Annotated in this window: 20 protein-coding genes; 10 read left to right on the forward strand and 10 right to left on the reverse strand. The window is 60.7% G+C overall.

From position 1 onward, the window contains the following. The first annotated feature begins 162 nt into the window (after positions 1–162). Together LA321_RS17450 and xseA are read left to right on the forward strand one after the other, a co-directional pair. Positions 163–1698, forward strand: a complete 1536-nt coding sequence (locus LA321_RS17450) for an EAL domain-containing protein (RefSeq protein WP_042069584.1) — start codon at positions 163–165, stop codon at positions 1696–1698. Positions 1699–1980: 282 nt separating this feature from the next. Then, on the forward strand, positions 1981–3348 hold the full coding sequence (gene xseA, locus LA321_RS17455) for an exodeoxyribonuclease VII large subunit (RefSeq protein ID WP_042069585.1): 1368 nt from the start codon (positions 1981–1983) through the stop codon (positions 3346–3348). A gap of 109 nt (positions 3349–3457) precedes the next feature. Here the strand turns inward: xseA and LA321_RS17460 are convergent, their stop codons facing one another. Together LA321_RS17460 and LA321_RS17465 are read right to left on the reverse strand one after the other, a co-directional pair. After that, positions 3458–4447, reverse strand: a complete 990-nt coding sequence (locus tag LA321_RS17460) for a D-alanine--D-alanine ligase (protein ID WP_042069586.1) — start codon at positions 4445–4447, stop codon at positions 3458–3460. Between the two features lie 201 nt (positions 4448–4648). Beyond that, positions 4649–5257: a 2OG-Fe(II) oxygenase gene (locus LA321_RS17465; RefSeq protein WP_042069587.1), complete on the reverse strand. Its 609-nt coding sequence runs from the start codon at positions 5255–5257 to the stop codon at positions 4649–4651. Positions 5258–5547: 290 nt separating this feature from the next. Between LA321_RS17465 and LA321_RS17470 the strand changes: the two genes are divergently transcribed. Further along, positions 5548–6024 (forward strand): glutathione peroxidase, encoded by a 477-nt coding sequence (locus tag LA321_RS17470; protein WP_042069589.1) that lies wholly within the window; start codon positions 5548–5550, stop codon positions 6022–6024. A 162-nt stretch (positions 6025–6186) separates the two neighbouring features. Then, positions 6187–7578, forward strand: a complete 1392-nt coding sequence (locus tag LA321_RS17475) for a DEAD/DEAH box helicase (RefSeq protein WP_042069590.1) — start codon at positions 6187–6189, stop codon at positions 7576–7578. 86 nt (positions 7579–7664) lie between these two features. Here LA321_RS17475 and hutW read toward each other — a convergent pair whose 3' ends face one another. After that, positions 7665–9053, reverse strand: coding sequence for a heme anaerobic degradation radical SAM methyltransferase ChuW/HutW (gene hutW / locus LA321_RS17480; protein ID WP_042069591.1), 1389 nt, complete (start codon positions 9051–9053; stop codon positions 7665–7667). A 262-nt stretch (positions 9054–9315) separates the two neighbouring features. Here hutW and LA321_RS17485 point away from each other — a divergent pair, with 262 nt between their 5' ends. Continuing rightward, a complete protein-coding gene (locus LA321_RS17485) occupies positions 9316–10911 on the forward strand; it encodes a methyl-accepting chemotaxis protein (RefSeq protein WP_042069592.1) in 1596 nt (531 codons plus the stop codon). Positions 10912–11006: 95 nt separating this feature from the next. On the opposite strand, the gene aroG is transcribed toward LA321_RS17485, so the two are convergent. The 5 genes from aroG to LA321_RS17510 all read right to left on the reverse strand — a co-directional run bounded on the left by aroG (position 11007) and on the right by LA321_RS17510 (position 16697). Further along, positions 11007–12062 (reverse strand): 3-deoxy-7-phosphoheptulonate synthase AroG, encoded by a 1056-nt coding sequence (aroG, locus tag LA321_RS17490; RefSeq protein WP_042069593.1) that lies wholly within the window; start codon positions 12060–12062, stop codon positions 11007–11009. A gap of 194 nt (positions 12063–12256) precedes the next feature. Beyond that, positions 12257–13540 carry a 3-phosphoshikimate 1-carboxyvinyltransferase gene (aroA, locus tag LA321_RS17495; protein WP_042069594.1) on the reverse strand — a complete coding sequence of 428 codons (1284 nt, stop codon included), beginning with the start codon at positions 13538–13540 and terminating at the stop codon, positions 12257–12259. A 165-nt stretch (positions 13541–13705) separates the two neighbouring features. Then, a complete protein-coding gene (gene serC / locus LA321_RS17500; RefSeq protein WP_026457084.1) occupies positions 13706–14794 on the reverse strand; it encodes a 3-phosphoserine/phosphohydroxythreonine transaminase in 1089 nt (362 codons plus the stop codon). 224 nt (positions 14795–15018) lie between these two features. Further along, a complete protein-coding gene (locus LA321_RS17505) occupies positions 15019–15948 on the reverse strand; it encodes an electron transfer flavoprotein subunit alpha/FixB family protein (RefSeq protein ID WP_042069595.1) in 930 nt (309 codons plus the stop codon). Then, a complete protein-coding gene (locus LA321_RS17510) occupies positions 15945–16697 on the reverse strand; it encodes an electron transfer flavoprotein subunit beta/FixA family protein (RefSeq protein ID WP_042069597.1) in 753 nt (250 codons plus the stop codon). The genes LA321_RS17505 and LA321_RS17510 overlap by 4 nt, the downstream gene beginning before the upstream one ends. Before the next feature lie 137 nt (positions 16698–16834). Here LA321_RS17510 and LA321_RS17515 point away from each other — a divergent pair, with 137 nt between their 5' ends. From LA321_RS17515 to LA321_RS17525, 3 genes are all read left to right on the forward strand, one after another. Then, complete coding sequence (locus tag LA321_RS17515) at positions 16835–18493, forward strand: electron transfer flavoprotein-ubiquinone oxidoreductase (RefSeq protein ID WP_042069599.1); 1659 nt, start codon at positions 16835–16837, stop codon at positions 18491–18493. A gap of 421 nt (positions 18494–18914) precedes the next feature. Continuing rightward, positions 18915–19862 carry a magnesium/cobalt transporter CorA gene (gene corA / locus LA321_RS17520; protein WP_026456618.1) on the forward strand — a complete coding sequence of 316 codons (948 nt, stop codon included), beginning with the start codon at positions 18915–18917 and terminating at the stop codon, positions 19860–19862. A gap of 140 nt (positions 19863–20002) precedes the next feature. Next, the gene (locus LA321_RS17525) at positions 20003–20464 is read left to right on the forward strand and encodes a DUF2919 domain-containing protein (RefSeq protein ID WP_042069600.1); all 462 of its coding nucleotides are present in this window, start codon (positions 20003–20005) and stop codon (positions 20462–20464) included. A 14-nt stretch (positions 20465–20478) separates the two neighbouring features. Here the strand turns inward: LA321_RS17525 and LA321_RS17530 are convergent, their stop codons facing one another. Beyond that, positions 20479–21240, reverse strand: coding sequence for a hypothetical protein (locus LA321_RS17530; RefSeq protein WP_407929457.1), 762 nt, complete (start codon positions 21238–21240; stop codon positions 20479–20481). Positions 21241–21410: 170 nt separating this feature from the next. Between LA321_RS17530 and LA321_RS17535 the strand changes: the two genes are divergently transcribed. Both LA321_RS17535 and LA321_RS17540 read left to right on the forward strand, forming a co-directional pair. Next, positions 21411–21962 carry a lipoprotein gene (locus LA321_RS17535; protein ID WP_026456621.1) on the forward strand — a complete coding sequence of 184 codons (552 nt, stop codon included), beginning with the start codon at positions 21411–21413 and terminating at the stop codon, positions 21960–21962. A gap of 200 nt (positions 21963–22162) precedes the next feature. Beyond that, on the forward strand, positions 22163–24160 hold the full coding sequence (locus tag LA321_RS17540; protein WP_042069603.1) for a hypothetical protein: 1998 nt from the start codon (positions 22163–22165) through the stop codon (positions 24158–24160). A 73-nt stretch (positions 24161–24233) separates the two neighbouring features. Here the strand turns inward: LA321_RS17540 and glgC are convergent, their stop codons facing one another. Then, the gene (glgC, locus tag LA321_RS17545; protein ID WP_042029202.1) at positions 24234–25508 is read right to left on the reverse strand and encodes a glucose-1-phosphate adenylyltransferase; all 1275 of its coding nucleotides are present in this window, start codon (positions 25506–25508) and stop codon (positions 24234–24236) included. Positions 25509–25544 lie beyond the last annotated feature (36 nt).

A 25544-nucleotide genomic window follows, 5' to 3' on the forward strand; every position in this document is an offset into this window, starting at 1 on the left:
TGCGGTAAAAAGTGTTACGTTACGGCGGTTCCACTCTCTCTTCGCCCGGCATCACATTCACAGGAAAAATTCGCTGCCGGGCGATGATCCAACGTGATACAACTAGGTCTGTGATGACAGCTGTGCCATCTCGTTTTGGCTCGATTACCAGGAAGGTTATGTATGTCGCGATTCACGTCTGTCTGGATATGCCTTGGACTCTTGCTCGCCCCGGTCCTGCTCGTATTGCTGCTCAACCCCCTGTTGACCTCCTTCGTCTCCTATCATCTGCTGAAGACCAAGAGCCAGGAGCTATTGGAATACCAACTGGAGCGCAACAAGAATCTGGAGCAGAACATTCTGGCCCAGCTTTCCCACTTCAAGTTTGACTGCGGACCAGAAGATGTCGCCCTGCTGCGTAATCCCGATTATTACAGTCGCCATATTCGCCTCGCCGGCCTGCACCCGAGCCAGGGAGGTGGCTGTTCGACCCTGGGGTTTGATTTGCCCGTGCTGACCGACGTCCAGGAGAGTGATCAGGCTGCAACGCTTCATTTTGCAACGACCCAACATTCTGCCAACAGTGAACCCGAGGTGCTGATCTATTCTAGGCAGGCCGGCAATCTGGCTTATTGGGTTCTGAACAACAGCTGGGCCAATGAATTATTGGCAGTCCCCTGCGAGGATTGCTTCTATGTGGAATTTCGCCGCGATAATGACGCGATAATGGAGCAGCTGTTATTGCCTCGCGGTAATAAAGCCATCACCCAGCAGCCCAATCCGCTCTCGCTGACCGATTACGACGAATACAACAAAGTCAAACAGACTATCTGGGGGGGCAACGAACTTCGTTATTATGCCAGCCAGCAGACTTACTATTATGGCCTGATATTTTCGTTGCTCTTTGGCCTTCTGTTGGTAGGTGGCTACTGGACCCTTAGAAATTATCGAAACTCTCTCGATGGATTACTGAAAATGGGGCTGACCAGAGGTGAGTTTATTCCTTTCTATCAACCCATCGTCGATAGCCGGAATAATGAAGTCGTGGGTTATGAGGCATTATTGCGCTGGCGCCGGGGCGATACCTTTATTTCCCCCGGGATGTTTATCGAATATTCGGAAAACCAGGGGCTGATCCTGCCGATGACGACCCAGATGGTGCGCCAGATTGTGGAGGATCTCAAAAAACTGCCCGACTCCCACTGGGTCAGCGTCAATCTGGTTGCCGCCCATGTCGAGCAGCAGACCCATCTGCAGGACATGCTCAAACAATTGCGCTGGCCCGATCCCGACCGTCTGACCTTCGAGCTCACCGAACGCCTGCCCATTTCGGACGTCAAGCATGCGGCTCGTGAAATGGCCAATCTGGGGCTGCGGGGGTATCACTTCAAGATCGATGATTTCGGCACCGGTTATGGCGGCTTTGCCTATTTGCAGCAACTGGGGATCCGCAGCATCAAGATAGACAAGATGTTTATCGATACCATCGGCACTTCGGATCTCAAGCGCAATGTGCTCGACGCCATCATCGCCTTTGGCCATCAATCCAAAATGGAGATGATCGCCGAGGGGGTCGAGAATCAGGCGCAACTGGACTATCTCACCGAGCATGGAGTCTATCTGATCCAGGGTTATGTGTTTGCCAAGCCCATGTCGCTGGACGAAGTACTGAAATGGCGCGTACCCGACCATCAGGGTGAAACTGCAGAGGCGATATAAGGGCCACCAGACCCGGCGGCGTGGCCAGCCTCTGCTGACACGCCGCTTCAACTCTTCTGCCCCCTCCCCCACGGAGGTAAACCCTGTTCCCACCTTCCGCAGCGCCACGTTTACCAATATGGTTCACGATGCCCCTTGCTCAACAAGTGGCAAACAGGCGACCAATCCCCTTCGATTTGCACGGCACAAGGCCCCTCTTGCTCCTCCCGGCGGCCGTTTCAGGTTAAGATAGCCACCATTGTTTTCCCTCTGGCCCGGCCTGAGACAATCACAGGATCCCCCTTGAACCGATTTAGCCCATCCAGTGCGGCCAATAGCCGCGAGCAGCAGGTCTTTACCGTTACCCGCCTCAACAGCGCCGTGCGCATGATCCTGGAGCAGGATCTGGGGCTGGTGTGGCTGACCGGGGAGCTCTCCAACCTGGCAATGCCAAGCTCGGGCCACTGGTATTTTTCGTTGAAGGATCTCAGCGCCCAGGTGCGCTGCGCCATGTTCAAGGGCAACAACCGCCGGGTGGCGTTTCGCCCGCAAGATGGCATGCAGGTGCTGGTGCAGGCGCGGGTCTCCCTCTATGAACCGCGCGGCGACTACCAGCTTATCATCGAATCGATGCAACCCGCCGGAGATGGCGTGCTGGCTCTGCGCTTTGAAGAGCTCAAGCGCCGCCTTGGCGCCGAGGGGCTGTTTGACGAGGGCCGCAAACGGCCACTCCCCCGCGAGCCGCGCGCCGTGGGGCTGGTTACCTCTGCCACCGGCGCCGCCCTGCACGACATGCTGACGGTCTTGAAGCGCCGCGCGCCGGATCTGCCGGTCTTTATCTACCCGACCCAGGTTCAGGGGAGCGCCGCCACCAGTCAGATCGTCTCTGCGATTGCCCTGGCCAATCGCCGCGCCGAGGTAGATGTGCTGATCGTCGGTCGCGGCGGCGGCTCCCTTGAAGATCTCTGGTGTTTCAACGAAGAAGCCGTCGCCCGGGCGATCGCCCGCTCAACCATTCCCGTTATCAGCGCAGTGGGTCACGAGGTGGATGTGACCATCAGCGACTTTGCCGCCGACCTGCGTGCCCCCACTCCGTCGGCCGCCGCCGAACTGGTGGCGCCCGATCAAAGTGCCCGCGCCCAGCGCCTCGTTCATCTCAGGCAGCGGCTGGTGCAGGCCATGAACCGCCATCAGACTGCGGCCCGTCACGGTTTTGTGTTGCTGCAAAAGCGGCTCGACCATCAGGATCCCAAGCGGCGGCTGGAACAGCAATCCCAACGCCTCGACGAGCTCTCCGCCCGTTTGCAGCAACTGCTGCGCCAGCGCCTGCATCAGGGGGAACGGCGGCTTGCCAGCCTCGAGCTGCGCCTGCAGGGCAAGAGTCCGGAGCGGCTGCTAGCCGCCGGCAAACGCCGCCACCAGTTGGCCGAGGAACGCCTCCATGCGCTGATCGCCAAGCGCCAGGATCTGGCGAGCCATCGCCTCGCCATGCTCACTGCCCGTCTTGACGGGGTGAGCCCGCTCGCCACCCTGGGGCGCGGCTACTCCATCACCCGCACCCCACGCGGCGAGGTGATTAGCAACGCCGCCCAGGTGAGCGCAGGGGATAGCCTGGTCACCACCCTGGCACAAGGCCGCTTGCAGGTGTTGGTTGAAAAGATAGAGGGGTAATCCTCGCCACTGACGAGATTTACGCGCGAAGCTTGCGCCGTCAGCTATCAGATAAAAAAATCCCCGCCGGTTGGCGGGGATGTTTATTTTGGTGAGCGTGGCGTTTGCCTTAGCCGGCCTTGCGCAGGATCTGCTCAAGGTAGTGGGCAAAATTGTGACCGTGATGCTCCAGCAGTTTCGGGAACATGGAGATGGAGGTCATGCCCGGGAAGGTGTTGATCTCGTTGAGCAGGATCTCCCCCTCTTCGGTCAGGAAGAAGTCGACGCGAGAGAGGTGGGTCAGGTTGAGCTGACGGAATGCCTTGAGGGCGTACTCGTGGATGGCGTCAGCCTGCGCCTGGGTCAACCCTTCGGCACGCAGGGCCGTCTCGGTGTGGCTCGCGTTGCTGTACTTCTCTTCATAGGTGTAGAACTTGTCCTGCGGCACGCAGATCTCGCCAGGATAGGTGGCCACCAACTCGTCACCGTACTGGTACACCGCCACTTCCAGCTCCCGCGGCTTGACCGCTTTTTCGATCAATACCTGCTCGGAGTAACCGAAGGCGTCCTTGATGCCCTGCACCAGGTCGGCTTCGTTGCTGGCGGAGTAGCACCCCACGGAAGAGCCCTGGGAAGCGGCCTTGATAAAGACCTTGCCCCACTTGGCCAAGGCTGCCTTGGCCTCGGCCAGGCTCGCCTCGTTCTGTTCGGTCAAAAACAGATAGGGGGTATTGGGGATACCGAGAGCGGAGAGCCACAGCTTGGTGCTGATCTTGTTGAAGCAGATCTTGCTCGCCTCGGCATCGCAACCCAGATAAGGGAGGCCGGCCAGCTCCAGGAAGGATTGCAGATCACCGGTCTCGCCCGGGTAGCCGTGAATGCAGGGCACCACGTAATCCACCGGACGGGCCACGCTGTCAAACGAGAGCAGCTTGTCCAGCCCCAGCTTGCACTCGCGACCATCGGCACTGAGCCAGCGGTCGGCAAACATCTCGACCCGGGTCACTTCGACACCAGGCAACAGGCCGAGTTGTTTTTCGAGGAAATTGGCGCTGCGCAGAGAGACTTCGTGCTCTGAGCCACCGCCGCCGCACAGCAGCAAGACATGCATGTTCTTCATTAGATGTGATCCCTTGGGAAAAGCGGCTTCGCCATCACCATTTAAAATCCAGTCGCATTAAAAAACGGACGAAGCCAGATACGAACATAAGTGCGCGCCAGTGTAGCAAGGGAGACAAAGCCTTGTCAGCTGATGGGGCCGCCACGGCCCCCTTTCTGGCCGCAAAAAAGCGACCATGTGTCAAAAATGGGGAAAAAGAGCTCAGCGCGGCGGGTCGACCCGGCCCACGCCGTTGCCATTGACCCGAAACCAGCCAGCGATGCTGAAGCGCTCGCGATTGGCGGGCAACACCTCGTGGGGGAACTCTTCGGATAAAAACAGCACCAGCCGCCCCCCCTTGGGGGAGACATCCATCAGCAACTGCTCGTCGTTGTCATACATTCGCAGCACCCCGCCCGCCTCTGGCTGCCAATCGTTGTTGAGATAAAAGACAGAGGTGAGCCGCCGGTTGGAGCGACCGGCGAAGGCGTCGCGATGGGTGGCATAGAAATCGCCGCTGCGATAGCGGGCAAAGTGGGCCTCGTAATCGAACAGCCCCAGCATCAGCATGCGATTGGCAGCCAGACGCAAGGACTCCATCCGGGCGAGGTAATCGGCCACGGGCGCGCCGAGGGAGGGCTCCAGCCAGTGGATCTGATCCCGGCGAATGTCCCGGTTGCCCTGATGCTGCGCTTCGCGCCCTATGCCCGCCGGTTGCCACTCGTCTGGCAGACAGGCCTTGAGGGCATCCACCTCGGTGGCGGTTAAAAAATCATCCACTATCACCCACCCCCGGGTGTAAATGGCATCCATGACGGCTTGATAGTCCAAGATTGACTCGCAACAAGTGGAAAAGAGAGCGCTTTTTAGCGACTTCCCAGCTGGCGCACAAACCGGTTTGCTTATCTTGAGAAGTCCCATCATCAATACGTGTTCTGCCGGATTTCGCGCGCCTTTTTTGCGCCGGTTGTGATCCCGCCCCGCATCGACTCAAGGCCAGTGCCAAAAATGTGATGACGGCCGCATGCCTCGGCGCCGCCCGGTGCAGCCACTTGCCCCAGGCAGAGTCGCCCGATACCGTAATCCCCATTCCAGTTTGCAATCCACACAAGGAAGATGCCATGCCCCTGCCCGACCTTACTCTGCAACGCCTCGACGGCAGCCCCTACCCGCTGGCACAGCTGGCGGGCAAGGTGATCCTGGTGGTCAATGTCGCCAGCCGCTGCGGCTTTACCCCCCAGTACACCGGGCTCGAGGCCCTCTATCTGGATCTGGGCCCGGCCGGGCTGGAGATCCTGGGCTTTCCCTGCAACCAGTTTGGCCAGCAAGAGCCGGGAGATGCCGAGGAGATCGCCCGCTTCTGTTCTCTCGACTATCCGGTCACCTTCCCCATCATGGCCAAGTGCGAGGTCAACGGCGAGCAGGCCCACCCCTTCTACCAGTGGTTGAAGAGAGAAAAGCCGGGCTTGCTCGGGCTGGAAAACATCAAGTGGAACTTCACCAAGTTTCTGATCGACCGGGATGGAAACGTGGTGGACCGATTCGCCCCCACCACCAAGCCGGAGAGCCTGACCGAGCAAATCCGCTCTCTGCTCTGACGCCTACCTGCCTGCTTGGCATGACGGCCGGTGCGACAGCTACTGCGCAGCGGCCGCACTTCTGCTATATTGCGCCCCCGTTATCGTTTCTATCTTGTGGCGGGTGCCAAGGCACCGGCCATCCGTTGAGCCAGGCGCTCACCAGAGGAGTTTCTCTCGAACATGTCATTCAATGAACTGGGTCTGTCTCCGCACATCCTGCGGGCCGTCAAGGAGCTGGGTTACGAACAGCCAACCCCCATCCAGCAGCAAGCCATTCCGGCCATTCTGGCCGGTCAGGATGTGCTCGGCGGCGCCCAGACAGGCACAGGCAAAACGGCCGGCTTCACCCTGCCCATGCTCCAGCGCCTGCTGGCCAATCATGGTCGTGGCCGCCGTCAGGTACGCGCCCTGGTGCTGACCCCGACTCGCGAGCTCGCCGCCCAAGTGGGCGAGAGCATCATCAAATATGCCCATCACCTGCCGTTTCGTACCCTGATCGCCTACGGCGGCGTCAGCATCAAGCCCAATCTGGACGCCATCAAGCTTGGCATCGACATCCTGGTGGCGACCCCGGGCCGTTTGCTGGATCTGCTGACCCAGGGCGCTCTGACCCTGAACGAGCTGGAAGTGCTGGTGCTGGATGAGGCGGATCGCATGCTCGATATGGGCTTTATCCACGACATCCGCCGCATCATGAAGGCGCTGCCCGCCGAGCGGCAGACCCTGCTCTTCTCCGCCACCTTCTCGGATGACATCAAGGCGCTGGCAGACGATCTGCTGAACGACCCGACCCTGATCGAGGTCGACCCCAGCAACACCGCCGCCGAGCAGGTGACCCAGCGCATCATCCAGGTCGACCGGGAACGGCGCCGCGAGCTGCTCTCCCACATGATCGGCCGTGGCAACTGGCAACGGGTATTGGTGTTCGTGCGCACCAAGCAGATTGCCGACAGGCTCGCCCACCAGATGCAAAAAGATGGCCTGGATACCGTCGCCATCCACGGCGACAAGAGCCAAGGTGCCCGCAACCGGGCGCTGGCCGATTTTCGTGAAGGCAAGGTGCGGGTGCTGGTCGCCACCGACATCGCCGCCCGTGGCCTCGACATCGATCAGCTGCCCCATGTGATCAACTTTGAATTGCCCCAGATGGCGGAGGACTACATCCACCGCATCGGCCGTACCGGTCGCGCCGGTCGCGGCGGCGAGGCCATCTCCCTGGTGAGCCAGGACGAGCTGGGCCAGCTCAAGGCTATCGAATCCCTGATCGGCCAGTCCTTGCAAGTGGAGATCCTCGACGGGTACGAGCCCAGTGGCAAACCGAGCCGCCAGACTCTGCCCGGCAGCAAGCCGGTACAAAACCCGCCCCGTGCCCGTAGCGGCGCCAATGCCAAGGGTGGCAAGGGCAAACCCGCCGCAGGCAAAGCCAAGGGGGATGGCAGCAAGAAGCCGGCTCAGTCTCCTCAAAACAAGTCTCGCAAGCGGGAAGTGGTGGGCGAGGATGTCGGGTTCGCCCCCATGCGCCGACTGCCCAAGGCCCAGCGGGACAGCTATCAGGAGAGCGACGACGAGTAATTCGTCCCGCGTTGCCATGCTGCTGAGTCAAACAAAGGGAGCCAGTTAGGCTCCCTTTGTGCTTTCTGACGATCGGGCAAAGGCCCCTACACCAGGGAATGGCGTACGCCGCCGGGGTGCTTGCCCGGGTGCTTGCCAGGATGACGTGCAGGCTGGCTGCCATCGAGCGGGCGATGCTGCAAAAACTCGAACAGCCCCGCCTGCAAATTGACGTTCCAGAAGCGCCCGGCCAGAGTCAGCGCCAACCGCTCGTCCGTCAAGCTGGCCAGCCCGTTTCGCTGCCACCCCTCAAACAGTGGCTGCAGATGTGCACGCAGCGGCGCAGGCAGGCTCGCCAGGGCCAGCCAACCGCGGTCGAGGGCGCCGCGCAGCAGTCCGTCTATCCGGGCGTCAGGGTTGCGGCTCATCACCATGCCTGGGGCCCGCTCACCCTTGGCCAGTGCGTCGTGCCAACCGTCAAGATCGCGGCCATTCATCACCCCGTGACCATGAATGCTGCCCCCCGCACCCGCGCCAAAGGGGAGGATCTCGGCCCCGCGCTTGGCCATCTGGTTGTAACGACTCTGCTCAGTATGGCTGCGTCGCCAGTGGCTGCAGGAGAGGCGCTCCCACCCCTGTTGCTCCAGCTGGCTGGCACCATAGGCATACATGGCGGCCCGCTGCTGACCATCGGCCGACCAGCCCAGCTTGCCCTTCGCCTCGGCTCGCTCGAGATTGGTGCCCGTCATGGCGATGAGCTGGTAGAGATCCACCCCGTGCACCCCGCTTGCCATCACGTCGCGGATGTCCTGGCGCCATACCTCGTCATCCTGCCCGGGCAGGCCGAAGATAAGGTCGGCCACGATCACAGCGTCGTTGTGACGAGTCAGCTCCCCCAGCCGGGTCAGCAGGGTCTCCCTGTCATCAAAACGGGCCGCCTGCTGGCGCACGCCGGTATCAAAACTCTGTACGCCAAACGAGAAACGGTTGAAGCCCCCTGCCAGAGCGGTCTGCCACTTGGCCTCATCAAACCCGTTGAGACGCCCCTCCAGGGTCACCTCCGCATTCGGGGTCAACGGAAAGCGCCCAATGGCATTGGCCAGCCGGGCCAGATCCTCTAACGCCATATCGGTGGGGGTGCCCCCGCCCACATAGACGGCAGAGAAAGGTTTGCTTTGGCCTAACGGGGTCTCGGCAGCCGCGTTCAGACTGGCACACAGGGCCGCCATATAACGGCTCATGCGCGCCGGATTGGCGCCATTTTCAAAAAAATTGCAAAAACTGCAGCGCTTGCGACAAAAGGGGATGTGGATGTAAAGGGCCCGCTCGTCGGCTTCACTCTCTTGCTGCCACCAGGCTTGCCAGGCGGCTTCGTCGAGGGACAGGGGGCGCACACCACCCCGGCTGGCATGGGCCGAGGTTTTGCCACTGAAGGCAAATTTAAGGGGATCGGGAGTCGCCATGCCGATCATGGTCGGCGTCAGATCGCTTGTCATCGTTGCAGGATTACCATCTGAAATAATGCAAATGATAACCACTATCAATTAACTTCAGGTTTGTGCTGGATCAACTCAGGGTCAGAGAGCCCTGATTTGCTACCTGTCATTAACTGCTAATGTCGATCCAATTAACAGATAAGTTACTCAAGATGAGGTAGGGTGGGCCGATAGAAAGTCATCTCCCCCTCTCGACCATGATTCATCGGGGAAAGATGCCAATCATTGACGATCGCTTACCTGTGCATGGACTCTGCCAACGATGCAAAACCTGTCTCTCAACTGGAAAATGTTCCTCCCCCTCACCCTGGTCATCGGCTGCACATTTGCCCTCAGTTTTGAACTCTCCGCCTGGTTGCAGCGGGATCTCGCCATCCGGCTGGCCGGTGAGAAAGTGGAGAGCGCCGCCAACACCTACATGGATCAGCTCAACGTCCTGATGATGACGGGAGGCATGGCCAACCGGCAAATAGTGCAGACCAAGCTCAAGAGTGAACAGGGCATCGTCGAGGCCAGGGTCATTCGCGCCCCCGCCGTGAGCGATCTGTTCGGGGCGGGTCATCCGGATCAGAAAATCGCGGATGCGTTGGACGATCGCGCCATCAAGCAGGGCGAGGTCATCTTCGAGCAACAGGGCAACCAGCTCACCCTGATAAAACCCTTCAAGGCCTACAAGGAGTATCGCGGTACCCAGTGCACCACCTGCCACCAGGTGGCGGAGGGAACCGTCATGGGGGCGGTGCGGATCAGTTACGATCTCAGTCATACCTTCAGTGAAATTCATCGCAACAACCTGATCCTGAGCGGCAGCCTGGCCGCCGTGTTCAGCCTCGGCTTCGGCCTGCTCTGGTGGGTGCTGCAGCGTTACATCAAGCGCCCGGTTCGTCATCTGCAGCTCAATATGACCCGCATGGCCAAGGAGCGGGATCTCTCCCTCCCCCTCATCAATCGCAGCCAGGATGAGCTGGGCCAGATGACCCGTGCCGTCAGCGACATGGTGCAGGGGTTTCGCCACAGCCTGCAATCCGTCGAGAGTGCCACCCATCAGCTCTATCAGGAGTCAAACCAGATAAGCGAGGTCGCGACCCGTACCGAAGGAGCGGCCCGCCAGCAGGAGAGCATGACCACCCAGGTGGCCGCCGCCGTGAGTGAGCTGGCCGCCAGCTCCCACGAGGTACGCGAACATGCCCGCAAGAGCGCCGAGCTCTCTGCCCTCACCAATCAGGATGCCGCCGAGACCAGTCGCCTCGCCCAGCGCTCCATCACCGATATGGACGAGATGTCGGAGGAGATAGAGCGGGTCGACAAAGTGATCCAGCAGCTCGACAACCGTTGCCTCGCCGTCGACGGCGTGCTGGAGGTGATCAAGGGGATCGCCGATCAGACCAATCTGCTGGCCCTCAACGCCGCCATCGAGGCGGCCCGTGCCGGCGAGCAGGGACGCGGCTTTGCGGTGGTGGCGGACGAGGTGCGGGCCCTCTCCAACCGCAGCCGCGCCGCCAGCGAGGAGATCTCCCAGATGATCGCCGCCCTGCAAAAAGAGGCGCAGAGCGCCGTTGTGGTGATCGGGGATGCAAAAGCCAAGGCAGACGAGAGCATTCACAAGACCGAGGCCACCCTGGCGGCCATGCAGAACATCATTGGGCGCATCGCCAGCATCAATGATCTCAATGCCCAGATGGCGCAATCCGCCGAAGAGCAGGACAGGGTCTGCAGCGAGGTCGATCGCTCGGTAAGCGACATTCGCAACAGTGCCAACGATACCCTGGGCCAGGCCCATGCCGCCAACCTGGCCAGCCGCCAGCTGGTCGAGCAGTGCAAGACGCTGGAGCAGTTGCTCAAGACCTACCGCTGGTAGCCCGATGGAAGGCAGCAAAAAGCGCGACCCGGGTCGCGCTTTTGTATTGCCTTGGTGCTTGCCAGGATAGAGCCGGCAAGCGTCAGAGGTACAGATCAACCAGCATTGCGGGTGGCTACCGCATCGGCCAGGTTACGCAGCAGGCTCTCGGTGTCGGCCCAGCCGATACAGGCGTCCGTGATGCTCTGGCCGAAGGTGAGTTCGCCCCCGTCCACCAGATCCTGGCGTCCTTCCACCAGATGGCTCTCCACCATGACGCCAAACACCGCCTTGCTACCGGCACGCAGCTGACCGGCCACGTCCTCGGCTACCAGCATCTGGTTCTTGAACTGCTTGCTGCTGTTGGCATGGCTGAAATCGATCATCACCTTCTGCGGCAGCCCCGCCTTCTCCAGCCCCTTCACCACCTCGCTGACGTGGGCGGCGCTGTAGTTCGGCTCGCGGCCACCGCGCAGAATGATGTGGCAATCCGGGTTACCGGCGGTCGCCACTATGGCGGAGTGACCGTACTTGGTCACCGACAGGAAGTGGTGCGGCGCACTGGCGGCGCCAATGGCGTCGATAGCCACCTTGATGGTGCCGTCGGTGCCGTTCTTGAAGCCCACCGGGCAGGAGAGTCCGGAGGCCAGCTCGCGGTGCACCTGGGATTCGGTGGTGCGCGCCCCGATGGCGCCCCAGCTCATCAGATCCGCCACGTATTGCGGGGTGATCATGTCGAGGAACTCGGAGGCGGTCGGCAGCCCCATGTCGTTGAGATCCAGCAGCAATTTGCGACCCAGGCGCAGGCCGTCGTTGATCTGGCAGCTGTTGTCGAGGTAGGGGTCGTTGATCAGCCCCTTCCAGCCCACAGTGGTGCGCGGCTTCTCGAAATAGACCCGCATCACGATCTCGAGCTGATCTTTGAGCTCGTCACGCAGCGCCTTGAGGCGCTTGCCGTATTCCAGCGCCGCGACCGGATCGTGGATGGAGCATGGGCCAATCACCACCAGCAGGCGATCATCGTCACCGGTCAGAATGCGGTGAATGGCCTGGCGAGATTCAAACACCGTATTTGATGCGGTCTCGGTGGCCGGAAACTTCTCAAGCACCGCAACCGGGGGCAATAACTCTTTGATTTCACTGATACGAACGTCGTCGGTTTGATGCTGCATGACAAGGCTTCCTGCTAGATGACTGCGATAATGAAACTTCAATCTAGCCCTCGACAGAGGCGGTGTAAATAGAAAATTACATAGACAGCAAAACTATTTCACCAAGCAATCTTGCAAGTTACTGAAATGATGCTAGCGCGAATATCAAAGACAACAAGGCCCGCACAATGGCGGGCCTCACGGGTACAAATCAATCAGTAACGCTGACTGATGCTGGCCAGCTTGTCGAAGTAATCCGGGAAGGTCTTCGAGGTGCACTTGGGATCATTGATGGTCACCGGCGTATCCGACAGCGCCACCAGGGAGAAGCACATGGCGATGCGGTGATCGTTGTAGGTATCGATCGCCGCATGGTTGAGTTGGGCCGCCGGGGTCACAGTGATGAAGTCGTGCCCCTCCTCCACATCGACACCCAGCTTGCGCAGCTCGGTCGCCATGGCGTGCAGACGGTCGGTTTCCTTCACCCGCCAGTTGTAGATGTTGCGAATAGAGGTCGGCCCCTCGGCAAACAACGCCGCCACGGCGATGGTCATGGCCGCATCCGGGATGTGGTTCATGTCCATGTCGACCCCGTGCAACGTCCCTTGCTCGGCCTCGATGAAGTCATCGCCCCAGGTGATACGGGCCCCCATCTTCTCCAGCACGTCTGCGAAGTGGATGTCCCCCTGGATGCTGTGCTTGCCGATGCCGGTGACCCTTACCTTGCCCTTGATGGCGCCTGCCGCGAGGAAGTAGGAGGCGCTGGAGGCATCCCCCTCCACCAGGAAGTCACCCGGGCTGACATAGGTCTGGTTGCCCTTGATGTAGAACACCTTGTAGTTGTCGTGTTCGATGACCACCCCGAACTGCTTCATGATGTGCAGGGTGATGTCGATGTAGGGTTTGGAGACCAGCTCCCCCTTGATGTGGATGCGGGTGTCGCCAGCCGCCATGGGCGCCGCCATCAAAAAGGCGGTCAGGAACTGGCTGGAGACGGAGCCATCCACGTGCACGTCACCACCCCAGAGCCCCTTGGCATCTACTACCAGGGGCGGATAGCCGTCTTTTTTCAGGTACTGGATATGGGCGCCCGCCTCGCGCAGGGCATCCACCAGATGGCCGATGGGACGCTCTTCCATGCGCGGCTCGCCCCCCAGGGTGTACTCCCCGGAACCGAGGCACAAGGCCGCACACAAGGGACGCATGGCGGTGCCTGCATTGCCGAGGAACAGATTGACCGGTTCTTTCACCGCAAAGCTGCGACCCAAACCATGTACGGTGCACTCGGTCTTGTCGGCAGAGAGCTTGTATTTGACGCCAAGCTGGGTCAGCGCCGCCAGCATGTGGCGGATATCATCGCTGTCGAGCAGATTGGTCAGACGGGTGGTGCCGCGAGCCAGCGCTGCCAGCAGCAGGGCCCGGTTAGAGACACTCTTGGAGCCGGGCAGATTAACTTCGCCAGCCACTCGGGAAATGGGTTCCAGACGCAACGAATTCATAGACTTCCTGTACTATCTCAAAAAAACACCTGTCCGGACGTTAACAGCCCGCGCCCAGCTCGGCAAGGGTACTTTCGGGGTAAATATGGCGGCGGGCGCCGCATTCAGGACAAGCAGAAAAAGACGCCGGGCTCGGCCCGGCGTCTGACATCAGCAGGGAAAAACTCAGCCGTGGCGCTTGGCAAAGCCGTCCATGAAGCTGACCAGCGCCTTGACCCCTTCCAGCGGCATGGCGTTGTAGAGGCTGGCACGCATGCCACCGACAATGCGATGGCCCTTGAGCGCCAGCAGGCCAGCCGCTTCCGATTCGGCCAGGAACAACTTGTCCAGCTCGGCATTTTTCAGCTGGAACGGGATGTTCATGCGAGAGCGGCAGCTGGCATCCACCTGGTTGCCATAGAAGCTCGACTGATCAAGATAGTCGTAGAGGAAATCGGCCTTCTCCTTGTTACGCGCTTCCATCGCCTCAAGGCCACCCTGCTCTTTCAGCCACTCGAACACCAGACCAGCCAGATACCAGGCATAGGTGGGCGGGGTGTTGAACATGGAGTCGTTCTTGGCGGTGAGCTGGTAATCGAAAATCGAAGGCACATCGGCGCGCGCCTGGCTCAGCAGATCGTCGCGCACGATGGCAATCGCCAGGCCGGAGGGGCCAATGTTTTTCTGGGCGCCGGCATAGATGATGCCAAAACGGCTCACATCGAGAGGACGGGAGAGGATGGTGGAGGAGAGATCCGCTACCAGGGGCACGTCGCCGGTGGCCGGGATGTCGAACATCTCGATGCCATCGATGGTTTCGTTCGGGCAGTAGTGCACATAGGCCGCATCGGTGCGAAACGCCGGGGTCGGCAGCAGCTGGCTAATCCCCTGCTCATTCTTGGCAACCCCCTGATAGGTCTGGATGTCGCCGTACTTTTTGGCCTCATCCACGGCGCTCTGGGACCAGACGCCGGTCAGCAGAAAGTCAGCCTTCTTATTGGCACCACCCAAGAGGTTCATGGGCACGGCGGAAAACTGGCCGCGACCGCCGCCGTGCATGAACAGCACCTTGTAGTTGTCCGGCACCGCCAACAGCTCGCGCAAGTCTGCTTCGGCCTTCTCGGCAACCGCCATGTAGGGCTTGCCACGGTGGGACAGCTCCATGACCGAGGCTCCCAGCCCCTGAAAATTACAAAATTCGCGCTGGGCGCGCTCCATGACTTCGACCGGCAACATGGCGGGGCCGGCGCAGAAGTTGTAAATCTGTTTGCTCATGACGCTTTCCGTGAATGGATGAGAGTGATCGATGACTTGTCAGGTTTTACACAAGAGAGGCTTGCTGATCAAAGGCTTTTTGGGATCTGGCGCACTCTTTTCAGTCATGATGCAGCGTCGGGCAGAAGAGAAAAAGCCCTGAACGGGTCAGGGCTTGCTGAGAACATGCGCAGAAATGGTCGCGAGTCCGCATAAAACGCGAGTCACTGCCTTTTCTGACAAATTTACACCTTGGCGGTGAGCTCCGGCAGCAGGGTGAAGAGATCCCCCACCAGACCATAGTCCGCCACCTGGAAGATGGGGGCCTCGCTATCCTTGTTGATGGCGACGATCACCTTCGACTCCTTCATGCCGGCCAGATGCTGGATGGCCCCCGAAATGCCGACCGCGATGTAAAGCTCGGGGGCGACCACCTTGCCGGTCTGCCCCACTTGCAGATCGTTGGCCACAAACCCCGCATCCACCGCGGCGCGCGATGCTCCGACAGCGCCACCCAGCTTGTCCGCCAGCGCCTCGATGAGGGCAAACTGCGCCTTGGAGCCGAGCGCCCGCCCGCCGGAGACCACCACTCGCGCCGCCGCGAGATCGGGCCTGGCCGAACGAATGGCCTGGCGCTCGACCAGACGGGTACGGCACTTGAACTCGGGCACCGACAAGGCTTCGACGGGCGCGGACGCCCCCTGCTGCCCCGCCTTGGCAAAGGCGGTCGGACGGACCGTCATCACCTTGACGGGGGCCGAGCTTGCCACCCTGGCGATGGCATTGCCGGCATAGATGGGACGCAGGAAGGTATCGCGGCTCTCGATGCCGATCACCTCGGCAATCATCTCCACCCCGAGCCGGGCCGCCACCTGGGGCAGCAGCGCCTTGCCCGTGCTGCTGGCCGCCATCAGGCAGTGTTCATACCCTCGGGCATGAGTGGCCAGCAGCTTGTCGACCCCATCCAGCAAGCCGTCTGCCAGCATGGGATGCTCGGCCAGCAATACCTTGTCGACCCCTTCCAGTTGCGCGGCCTGCGCCGCCGCCTCGCTCAGCCCCTGCCCGAAGAGCAGCAGATGGATGTCGCCCCCCAGTTGCCCTGCGGCCGTGACCAGCTGCGCGGCGTTGTCGGCCAAGTGGCCCTGATGATGTTCGGCAATGATCAGCACGCTCATGGCAGCACCTTCGCTTCGTTCTTGAGTTTGTCTACCAGCTCGTCCACCGAGCCGACCCGGATCCCGACGGCGCGCGCAGGGGGCGCCATCACCCCGAGCAGCCGGGTCTGACCGGCAGGCTCGACGACAAGGGCGGCAAACGGTGCGCTATCGAGCGGTTTGCGCTTGGCCTTCATAATGTTGGGCAGCGAAGCAAAGCGCGGTTCGTTGAGCCGCAGATCGACACTGACGACAGCGGGCAACGGCATGCCGAGGGTCTCAAGACCGCTGTCTATCTCGCGGGTCACCAGCAGCTCCCCCCCCTCAAGCTTGATCGCGCTGGCACAGGTAGCCAGCGGCCAGTCATTGAGGGCCGCCAGCATCTGGGCTACCTGGTTGTTGTCTGAATCGATGGACTGCTTGCCAAGGAGCACCAGATCCGGCTGCTCCAGCTCGCACACCTGTTGCAGGGCGCGGGCCACAGTGAGCGGCGTGAGCGTCTCGTCCGTCACATAGTGGCGGGCCCGATCCGCCCCCAGCGCCAGGGTATGGCGCAGCTGTTCGGCAGCGGCCTCTGGCCCGAAGGTCACCACCACCAGCTCGCTTGCCACCCCGGCTTCCCGCAGTCTGACGCCCTCCTCCACCGCTATTTCACAAAACGGGTTGATACCCATCTTCACGTTGGCGAGCTCAACATCCGAGCCGTCTCCCTTGACCCGGATCTTGACGTTGTAATCTACTACCCGTTTGATCGCGACCAGCAGCTTCATGGGGTCATGCCTCATCTGTTTGGGTTGAATTCATTGACCAGTCCTTGCACTTTTTTGTTTGATTTTTTACTTACAAGAGCTTTACGTTTACGTAAACTACCAGCACTACCCTAGGCCAACTAGAGCGCAGAGGCAAGATGGAACGGGAAGCAATGGAATTTGATGTCGTCATCGTGGGTGGCGGCCCGGCGGGGCTCAGTGCAGCCATCGCCCTGAAACAGCACAACGCCGATCTGTCGGTCTGTTTGCTGGAGAAGGGAGCCGAAATTGGCGCTCACCTGCTCTCCGGCGCCCTGTTCGATCCCGTTGCCCTCAAGGAGTTGCTGCCGGATAGCTGGCAGGAGGCTCCCCTCGGCATACCGGTCAGCGACGATCAGGTGCACCTGCTGCAAAATGACAGCCGGGCACTGCAACTGCCCCACTGGGCGGTGCCGCCACGGATGCACAACGCGGGTTGCCATATCCTGAGTCTTGGCAACCTCTGCCGCTGGCTCGCCCGGCAGGCGGAAGCACTGGGAGTCGAAATATACCCGGGCTTCACCGCCAGTGAACTTATCATGGAAAATGGCCGGGTCAAGGGCGTGCTCACCGGCGATCTCGGGCTGGATCGGGCCGGTAACCCCAAGGCGGATCACGTCCCCGGCATGGCACTGCTCGGCCGCTACACCCTGTTTGCCGAAGGGGCCCGCGGCCATCTTGGCAAGCAGCTCGTCGCACAGTTCGGACTGGAAAACAGCGCCCAGCCGCAACACTATGCCATCGGCTTCAAGGAACTGTGGCAACTGCCGTCCGGCCAGAGCCATGCTGGCCGGGTGTTGCATGGCAGCGGCTGGCCCCTTGGCAAGGAAGGGAGCAATCACAGCCACGGTGGCTTCTACCTCTATCATATGGAAGGGGATCAGGTGGCAGTCGGCCTTATCGTCGATCTCAACTACCAGAACCCCTGGCTCAGCCCGTTTGACGAGTTCCAGCGCCTCAAGCACCACCCGCTGATCGCCGAAGTACTCAAGGGAGGCGAGCGCATCAGTTATGGCGCCCGTGCCATCACCAAGGGAGGCTGGCACTCCCTGCCCCACATGCATTTCCCCGGCGGTCTGCTGATTGGCTGCGACGCTGGCACCCTGGATTTCTCCCGTATCAAGGGCATCCACACCGCCATGAAGTCGGGGATGCTGGCAGCCAAGACCGTCGCCATGAGCCTCAAGGGCGGGGATGAAGGGGGACGGGATCTGGCCGAGTTTGGCGATGCGTTGCAGCAAAGCTGGCTGGCCCGTGAGCTGAAAACGGCGCGCAATTTCGGCGCAGCCCTGCATCGCTATGGCCCCTGGCTCGGTGGCGCCTTCAACTGGCTGGAACAGCGACTCTTTCACTCCCGCCTCTTCAGGGAAGGTTCGCCCTTTACCCTGCTGGACAGGGAGCCCGACTACCGTCAGCTGCGCATGGCCAGTCGTTGTGAGCCTATCGACTATCCCAAGCCGGATGGCAAGCTCAGCTTCGACAAGCTCTCATCCGTCTATCTGGCCAACACCAGCCACGACGAGGATCAGCCCTGTCACCTCAAACTGCAGGATGAACAGATCCCGGTCGAGGTCAATCTGGCCACCTGGGCCGAACCCGCCCAGCGTTACTGTCCGGCCGGCGTTTTTGAGATCATTGAGGCTGAACGCGAGCCACGGCTGCAGATCAACGCCGCCAACTGCATTCACTGCAAGACCTGCGACATCAAGGATCCCAGCCAGAACATCACCTGGACACCGCCGCAGGGGGGCAGTGGGCCCAACTACCCCAATATGTGACAGGGTCTTATACGACAGGGCCTTATATTGAGGAATATTGTGTTGAGGAGCATTTGCATGCAGACCCGAGATGGCATGGATAACTAGCGCCTCACGGCTGTAGCCCAAGGGGAGATGGCCCCAACTGCCCCTAAGGTGAAAGAGGCTTATCCCTCATCCGGTAAGTGGCAAAGCAGATGCCTCCGGGCTGACCACTTTCCAGCCAGATCCGATGATCCGACCTCGCTGTTTTTTTGAGCGAACAGGCTGAACCCAGCATGAATAAGCCCTGACAAGCGCGGCCCGCCCCTGTATAGTTCGCCGCATTCAGGTTTTCCATCGGCCCGTTCAGCTTGTCCACGGGATCGCTTTCTACGCGCTCTAAGGCCGCATGACCTGTGCAACCATCCCTGATTACCCATGACTTTTTAAGGGGGGACAGATGATCACCGCCTACATTCTCAATAACAAGGTACTGGACATAGTCACGCTCGGGCCTGACGACATAGTGCCTGACAACACGGTCTGGCTGGATGCCTACAAACCGGACACGGCGGAGCGAGAATGGTTGACGGGCCTGTTCCTGGAAGAAGTGCCCGACAAGGAGGAGCTGGACGACATCGAGGCGTCGGCCCGTTTCTACTGGGACACCGACGGTCTGCACATTCACTCCCTGTTTCCCCAGCGGATCGGTCGTGACACCAAGGGTGTCCATGTCTCCTTTACCCTGCGCAACAACCTGCTGATCAGCATCCGCGAGGATGATATCGGTCTGGTGCGCCTGCTGCGCCACTATATGCGCCAGGACAGGCTGGAGGTGGAGGATGCCCTCGACATCCTGCTGGAGGTGCAGAACCTGAAAGTTGAGTACCTCTCCGACCTTATCGAGGATGGTTACAAAACCTTGGAAAACACCGCCGATCAGATCTTCGAGCCGGATCAGATCAACCCCATGCTTAAAGAGTTGATGGCGCAGGAAGAGGCCAACGGCCAGATCCGTCTCTCCCTGCACGATACCCGGCGCGCCTTGCGTTTTTTGAAGCGCAGCCTGCGCCAGCGCATGAGCCTGGAGCAGAACAAGTGGATCGACGAGATGCTGCACGACGTGGAGTCTCTGTTGCCCCACACCCAGTTCCTGTTCGACAAGATCAACTTCCAGCTGGAGGCCTCCATGGGGGTGACCAATCTGGAGCAGAACAAAGTGATCAAAATCTTCTCGGTAGCAGCAGTGATCTTCCTGCCACCGACGCTTATCGCCAGCATCTACGGCATGAACTTCGGCCGCATGCCGGAGCTCGCTTGGGAGTACGGCTATCCCCTCTCCCTGGTGCTGATGGTGATGTCATCGCTCGGCACCGGCCTCTTCTTCAAGCGCAAGGGCTGGCTGTAACGCCACCTCAGTACTCAATGACAAACGCGGATTGGGGGGCATGGCCCCCCGATTAATTCCTCTCTCCCCCCGCGCCTTGCAAAGGGCCCTGTCCCGCCCCATATCTGCCACATCCTTCATCCAAGCGGATCACGGGCCTTATGACCCTCTACCCCGAACACAGATATGACGATCACGGCCAGTTGCGACCCCCGCTCTGGTTTTGGCCCATTGCCCTGTTGCTGACCCGCTCGGTTTGGCTGTTTCTGATGGCGGGGGTCAGCCGGGAGAGCGGCAGCGACATTCTCGCCCTCTTCTATCCGGACAAGACCAGCATCTATCTCAGCCTGCTGACCGACGTGCCCGCCATGCTGGCGCTGCTAGCCTGTGGCGGCACCTACCAACAGACCAAGAGTGCACGGGCATGGCTCAGGCGCCACAGCCGGGGCCTCTTGCTCTGCTCTGCCGCAAGCGGCCTGATGATGCAGCTCCACAGCCTCAATCTGCAGAAGTGGAGCTTCAGCTGGCCCACCGCCCTGGTACTGATCGCCAGCCTGTGGAGCCTCTGGTATCTGTTGCGTAGCCGCCAGCTACGTGAATACGCCGCCGACCAGCCCCATTAAGGGAGTGCTCCTGCCTATTGGCGGGTGACCCGGATCTGCAGGGTCTGGCGATCGTGCTGGTTGCTACCCCCGGCCTGCAGTTGGGTACCCAGGCTGCTGCCTTGCCGGGCCGAGCTGGTCGAAAGCTCCCCCACCGTCAGCCACTGGCCTGGGGCACCGCTCACCTCGGTGGCGCTCTGCCCTCTGTTGATGGTGCCCTGCTCCAGCCTGGCCTGCTCGCTGCTGAGCGCTATCTGCACCCTGTCTCCAATCATAGTGGCGGTGGCATAGAGGCCGTTGACCAGCGGCATCAGCCCCACCACCTGGCCGCCACGCCACTGATAGAAGGTCACTGGTTGATAGGATCCCATCTGCAGCAATACGGGTCGCCCCGACAGGCCGCGCACCTGCCAGTTGTCGTTTTGGCTCTGCTGGTATTGCCGGGCGTTGCCATCCAGCAGCCATTGCCGTTTGGCCTCATCGCGGCCAACCCCGACACCCAGCTGCTGGCCACTGGACGTGCCATCGACCCGCCATTCGATGAGCAGGCTCTGGGGCGGTTTGTTGAGCTGGGCCAGGGTCGTCTCGGCTTCCTGCAACTGGGCCGGGGTACCACTCAGCACCAGCTGGTTGCCCATGGCGCTTACCCCGAGATCCGGGTAGATCTCCCTGAGAGTCTGCACCGCAGCGCCGGCATCAAAGACCGGGATCACCTTCACTTCGGCGCGAAGCAGCCCACTCCAGAGCCAGACCAGAGTGCAGAGCAGCATCCCCAGCCAGCGACCGCCTTTGTCCATCTTGTTCATCGCCCCCTCCTCGCTCCCGCATCTATCGCTTTCACTATGGCAGCCTGCTCCTTGCTGATGATGGCCCCTCGCCCCACCCGAATACAAGGGTAAGCAGGGCTCCCGCCCAGCACGGATTATCGCGTAAGATAGCGACATCTTTTTACCAAGCGGATCCCTTCATGTTGAAACAGTTGTTATTGCTCCCCCTCGTCCTGTTGCTGGGTGCCTGCTCGCTCACCCAGTACAACGTCAGCGAGGCCGAAATCAACCAATACCTCAAGGATCAGGTCTCCTTTGAAAAACAGCTGGGGATCCCCGGCATCATGTCGAGCAAGATCCGCCTCGATGACATGCAAAGCCGCATCGGCCGCAGCCAGCCGGATCGCATCGAGCTGGATGCCGCCGGCGATCTGCAGGTACTGAGCCCCCTCGGCAACCAGCAGATGAAGGTCCGCTTTGCCCTGCGGGCCCGTCCGGAATACCTGGCGGATCAGGGTGCCATCTATCTGCGCGATCTGGAGCTGCTCTCTGTCAAGACCGAACCTGCCGACATAGGCGCGGCGCTCACGCCGCTGCTGCCCACCTTCAACCAGTCGCTCTCCCTGTTCCTGTCCCAGACCCCCGTCTACCGGCTCGATGCAAGCCGCCAGAATGAGGCGAGGATCAAGGAGAAGGTCGAGGCCCTCAAGGTGGAACCTGGCCGCCTGGTGATCCCCTTCAAGGTGTTCTAAGCCCGCTCCTAGCCATCGCCCTCTGCGCGATAACCGTGATCACCACACCCACCGCCCGCCTTGTGTCGTTTGCACTGGTCGGGGCGGTTTTCACTTCTCAACGCCGTTCAAATCACACATAATGCGCACCATTCTCATTTAGATTCATCATGAGAAGCGTCACAATAAACCTGATAATAAAACCAATGGTGAGAAGGGACATGAGAAAAACCGTACTGGTACAGGCAATCGCCTGCGCACTGCTGGGTAGCGCCGCGCACGCTGCCGTCAAGGTGGAAGACAAGACATTCAACACCGCCGCCAACATGCTGGCCTACACCGAATTCGAGCTCTCCGGCGAGCCGCTGGCCGAGGCCCTGGGTCTGGATCTGGACGTGCTCGATGCCAACCGCACCGACGAGCCAACTCCGTTCGACTTCGCCGCCGGCATCGAATCCTATGAGTACTCCGAAGAGGCGATGTACGCCCTCAACTACCAGTCCGGCATGGGCCCGCACCTGGTGAACGGGCCGCAAAACTTGGCTCGTGGCGGCACCCTGGCAGATCTCGGCAAGCGAGTGCTGGCCATGGCCGACGCCGTCGGCTTCCCGGCCGATGAAGTGCCCCAGGGCATGTATCCCCTCTCCTTCCCCTATGCCGCTGCCAATCCGGAGTTTGCCCAGGCCGTCAACACTACCCCGATCAACGGCGACGAGATCACCATCAAGACCGCCAAGGGCAACGAGAAAACCGTCAAGACCCAGGTGCCGGCCTACTTCCGCGACTACGCCACCCTGCGCTGGAGCGGCAGCGACAACCTGCTGGTACCGGCTGCCGTGGGCGGCATCCTGCTCAAGGAAGTGATGTGGTCCCAGGACTTCCTCGGCGGCATGCACGTGGCCGAGAGCGATGAAGAGGTGGAGGCCGCCTCCGCCACCATGGATCAGGACGGCAAGCACAAGCTGGGGGTCTCCGCCGCCGATGGCTTCAATGGCATGATGCTGACTGAACAGTCCATCGACAAGCTGGCCATCCTGCAGGGCCAGCTCGGCTTTGATGGCAAAACCCTGGGCGCCAAGATCACCCCGCAATACGATCCGGCCAAGGGCGTGATTTACTTCCCCCATCAGGTGAAGGTGACCGAGACCAGCAAGAACGAAGTCGGTGCCATCGGCAAGCTGGAAGTGGTCGACGGTTCCGCCCAGCTGCGCGATGCCTGGATGATGCTGTGGCCGCTCTCCGAGTTCTACGCCTTCAGCGATCAGCGCAGCGCCAACACCAACCAGAACCCGGCCTTCCACGCCGTGTTTGACGGTGCGCCGTTTGCCGCCGCGCCGGCTGCCAACAAGGCCAATGATCTGGCCAAGGCAGTGGCAGGCGACGACGCCTTCTCCCTGGCCCTGAACCTCTCCAACCTGACCTTCAAGAACCTGGCCGCCCTGCACTTCGAGCCCAAGGCCGGCACTCTGGTCGACAGCTGGCAGGATGGCAAACAGGCCAAGCACGTCACTACATTCGACGCCGCCTACACCCTGGTCGCCCTGCAGATCTTCCAGCGCGCCCAGGATGCCCTGCCGGTCGGCTACGCCGCCGGTGACAACGGCGAGCTGAACCTCAAGACCAAACAAGGGCAGGAGGCGCTCGCGCTTATCACCAAACAGGCCGACTTCATCCTCGCCAAACTCAAAGGTAGCAATGGTCTGGTGCACGACGGTCTGACCCTGGGTGGATCCGTTGACGCTGGCCAGTCTGTCGAGACCCAGTTTGCCGCCATTCGCGGCCTGACCGCCGCCTTCCTGGCGACTCAAGACGTGAAGTACCGGACTGCGGCGCGCGAGCTCTTCATCGCCACCGACAGGGCCTACTTCAACGCCAAGGCGGGTACCTGGCTTGCCGGCAAGCAGGGTGAATACACCCCCTGGACCCAGGCCGCCATCTCCGGTGCCCTGCGCTCTGCCATGCTGAACCTGCGCAACGAAGGGGCCGAGAAGGCGCCCGAACTGGAGCTGGCCAAGCTGACCACCCAGTACGTCAGCTGGTTCCGTGGCACTGTCAACGGCGGCATGCAGATGGCCGAGTGGATCGGTGACTCCGGTGAGAACATCATCGCCGGCGCCGGCAGCGATACCGATGAAGATGGCGTCCCGCAGGTCACCGCCGCCGGTGGCAAGCACGGTACCGCCATGGTGATGGCAGGCAAGGCCGCGATCAGCGAATAAGCCACAGGTCACATCATGCAAAAGGGAGCCTTAACGGCTCCCTTTTCATTATTACGTCGGGCAAGGTACGGGCTTACGCCAGCTTCTCCAGCATTCCCTTGGTGACCAGCACTATGCCTTGTTCTGAGCGGTAGAAGCGACGGCTATCCTCGTCGGCATTCTCTCCCACCACCAGCCCATCGGGCAGCACACACCCCTTGTCCACCACCACCCGACGCAAACGGCAGCCCGCTCCCACTTCCACCCCGGGGAAGATCACCGCCTGATCCAGGGTACAGAAGGAGTGAACCCGCACATTGGTAAACAGCACAGAGTTGAGCACAAACGACCCGCTGACGATGGTTCCGCCGGAAAACATGGAGTTGATGGTCATGCCATGCTGGCCGTTTCGGTCCTGCACGAACTTGGCGGGCGGTGTCAGGGTCTGGCTGGTCCAGATGGGCCAGTTTTCGTCATAGATGTCGAGCTCCGGTACCACGGAGGCGAGATCCATGTTGGCCTCCCAGAAGGAGTCCAGGGTCCCCACATCACGCCAGTAAGGTTTCTGCCCCTCCTTGGCCCCGACGCAGGACATGCTGAAGGGGTGGGCAAACGCCTTGCCCTCCCCCACGATGCGGGGAATGACGTCCATGCCAAAATCGTGCTTGGACTCCTGGTTGAGGATGTCCTCTTCCAGCAGCTCATAGAGATACTCCGCCTCGAAGATATAGATGCCCATGGATGCAAGGGACTTGTCTTCGCAGCCCGGCATGGCCGGCGGATTGGCGGGTTTCTCCACGAAGGCGCGGATCTTGCGCTGCTCGTCGATGTCCATGACTCCGAAGGCGGAGGCCTCAGAGCGGGGCACCTCGATACAGGCTACCGTCACCTTGGCGCCAAGGCGCACGTGATCGAGCAACATGGCGGCATAGTCCATCTTGTAGATGTGATCCCCCGCCAGCACCACTATGTACTTGGGACCATAGTCACGAATGATGTCGACGTTCTGATAGATGGCGTCGGCAGTACCGCGATACCAGTGCACCTCGTCCACCCGCTGCTGAGCGGGCAGCAAGTCGATAAACTCGTTCATCTGGTAGCGCAAAAAAGACCAACCCGATTGCAGATGTCGCAGCAGGCTGTGGGATTTGTATTGCGTCACTACCCCCACCCGACGGATCCCCGAATTGATGCAGTTGGAAAGCACAAAATCGATGATCCGGAACTTTCCTCCGAAATGCACCGCAGGCTTGGCCCGGTTGTCGGTCAGCTGCTTCAGGCGGCTGCCACGTCCTCCCGCCAGTACCAGCGCCATACTCTGATTCAACAACTGCCGTGCTTTGGCACTATTCCCTGGCTCTAACAACATGATTCACCTCTGCCTCGTTTGATCCATTTCGAATTC

This window comes from Aeromonas enteropelogenes (genome assembly GCF_020097295.1).
Lineage (GTDB): Bacteria > Pseudomonadota > Gammaproteobacteria > Enterobacterales > Aeromonadaceae > Aeromonas > Aeromonas enteropelogenes.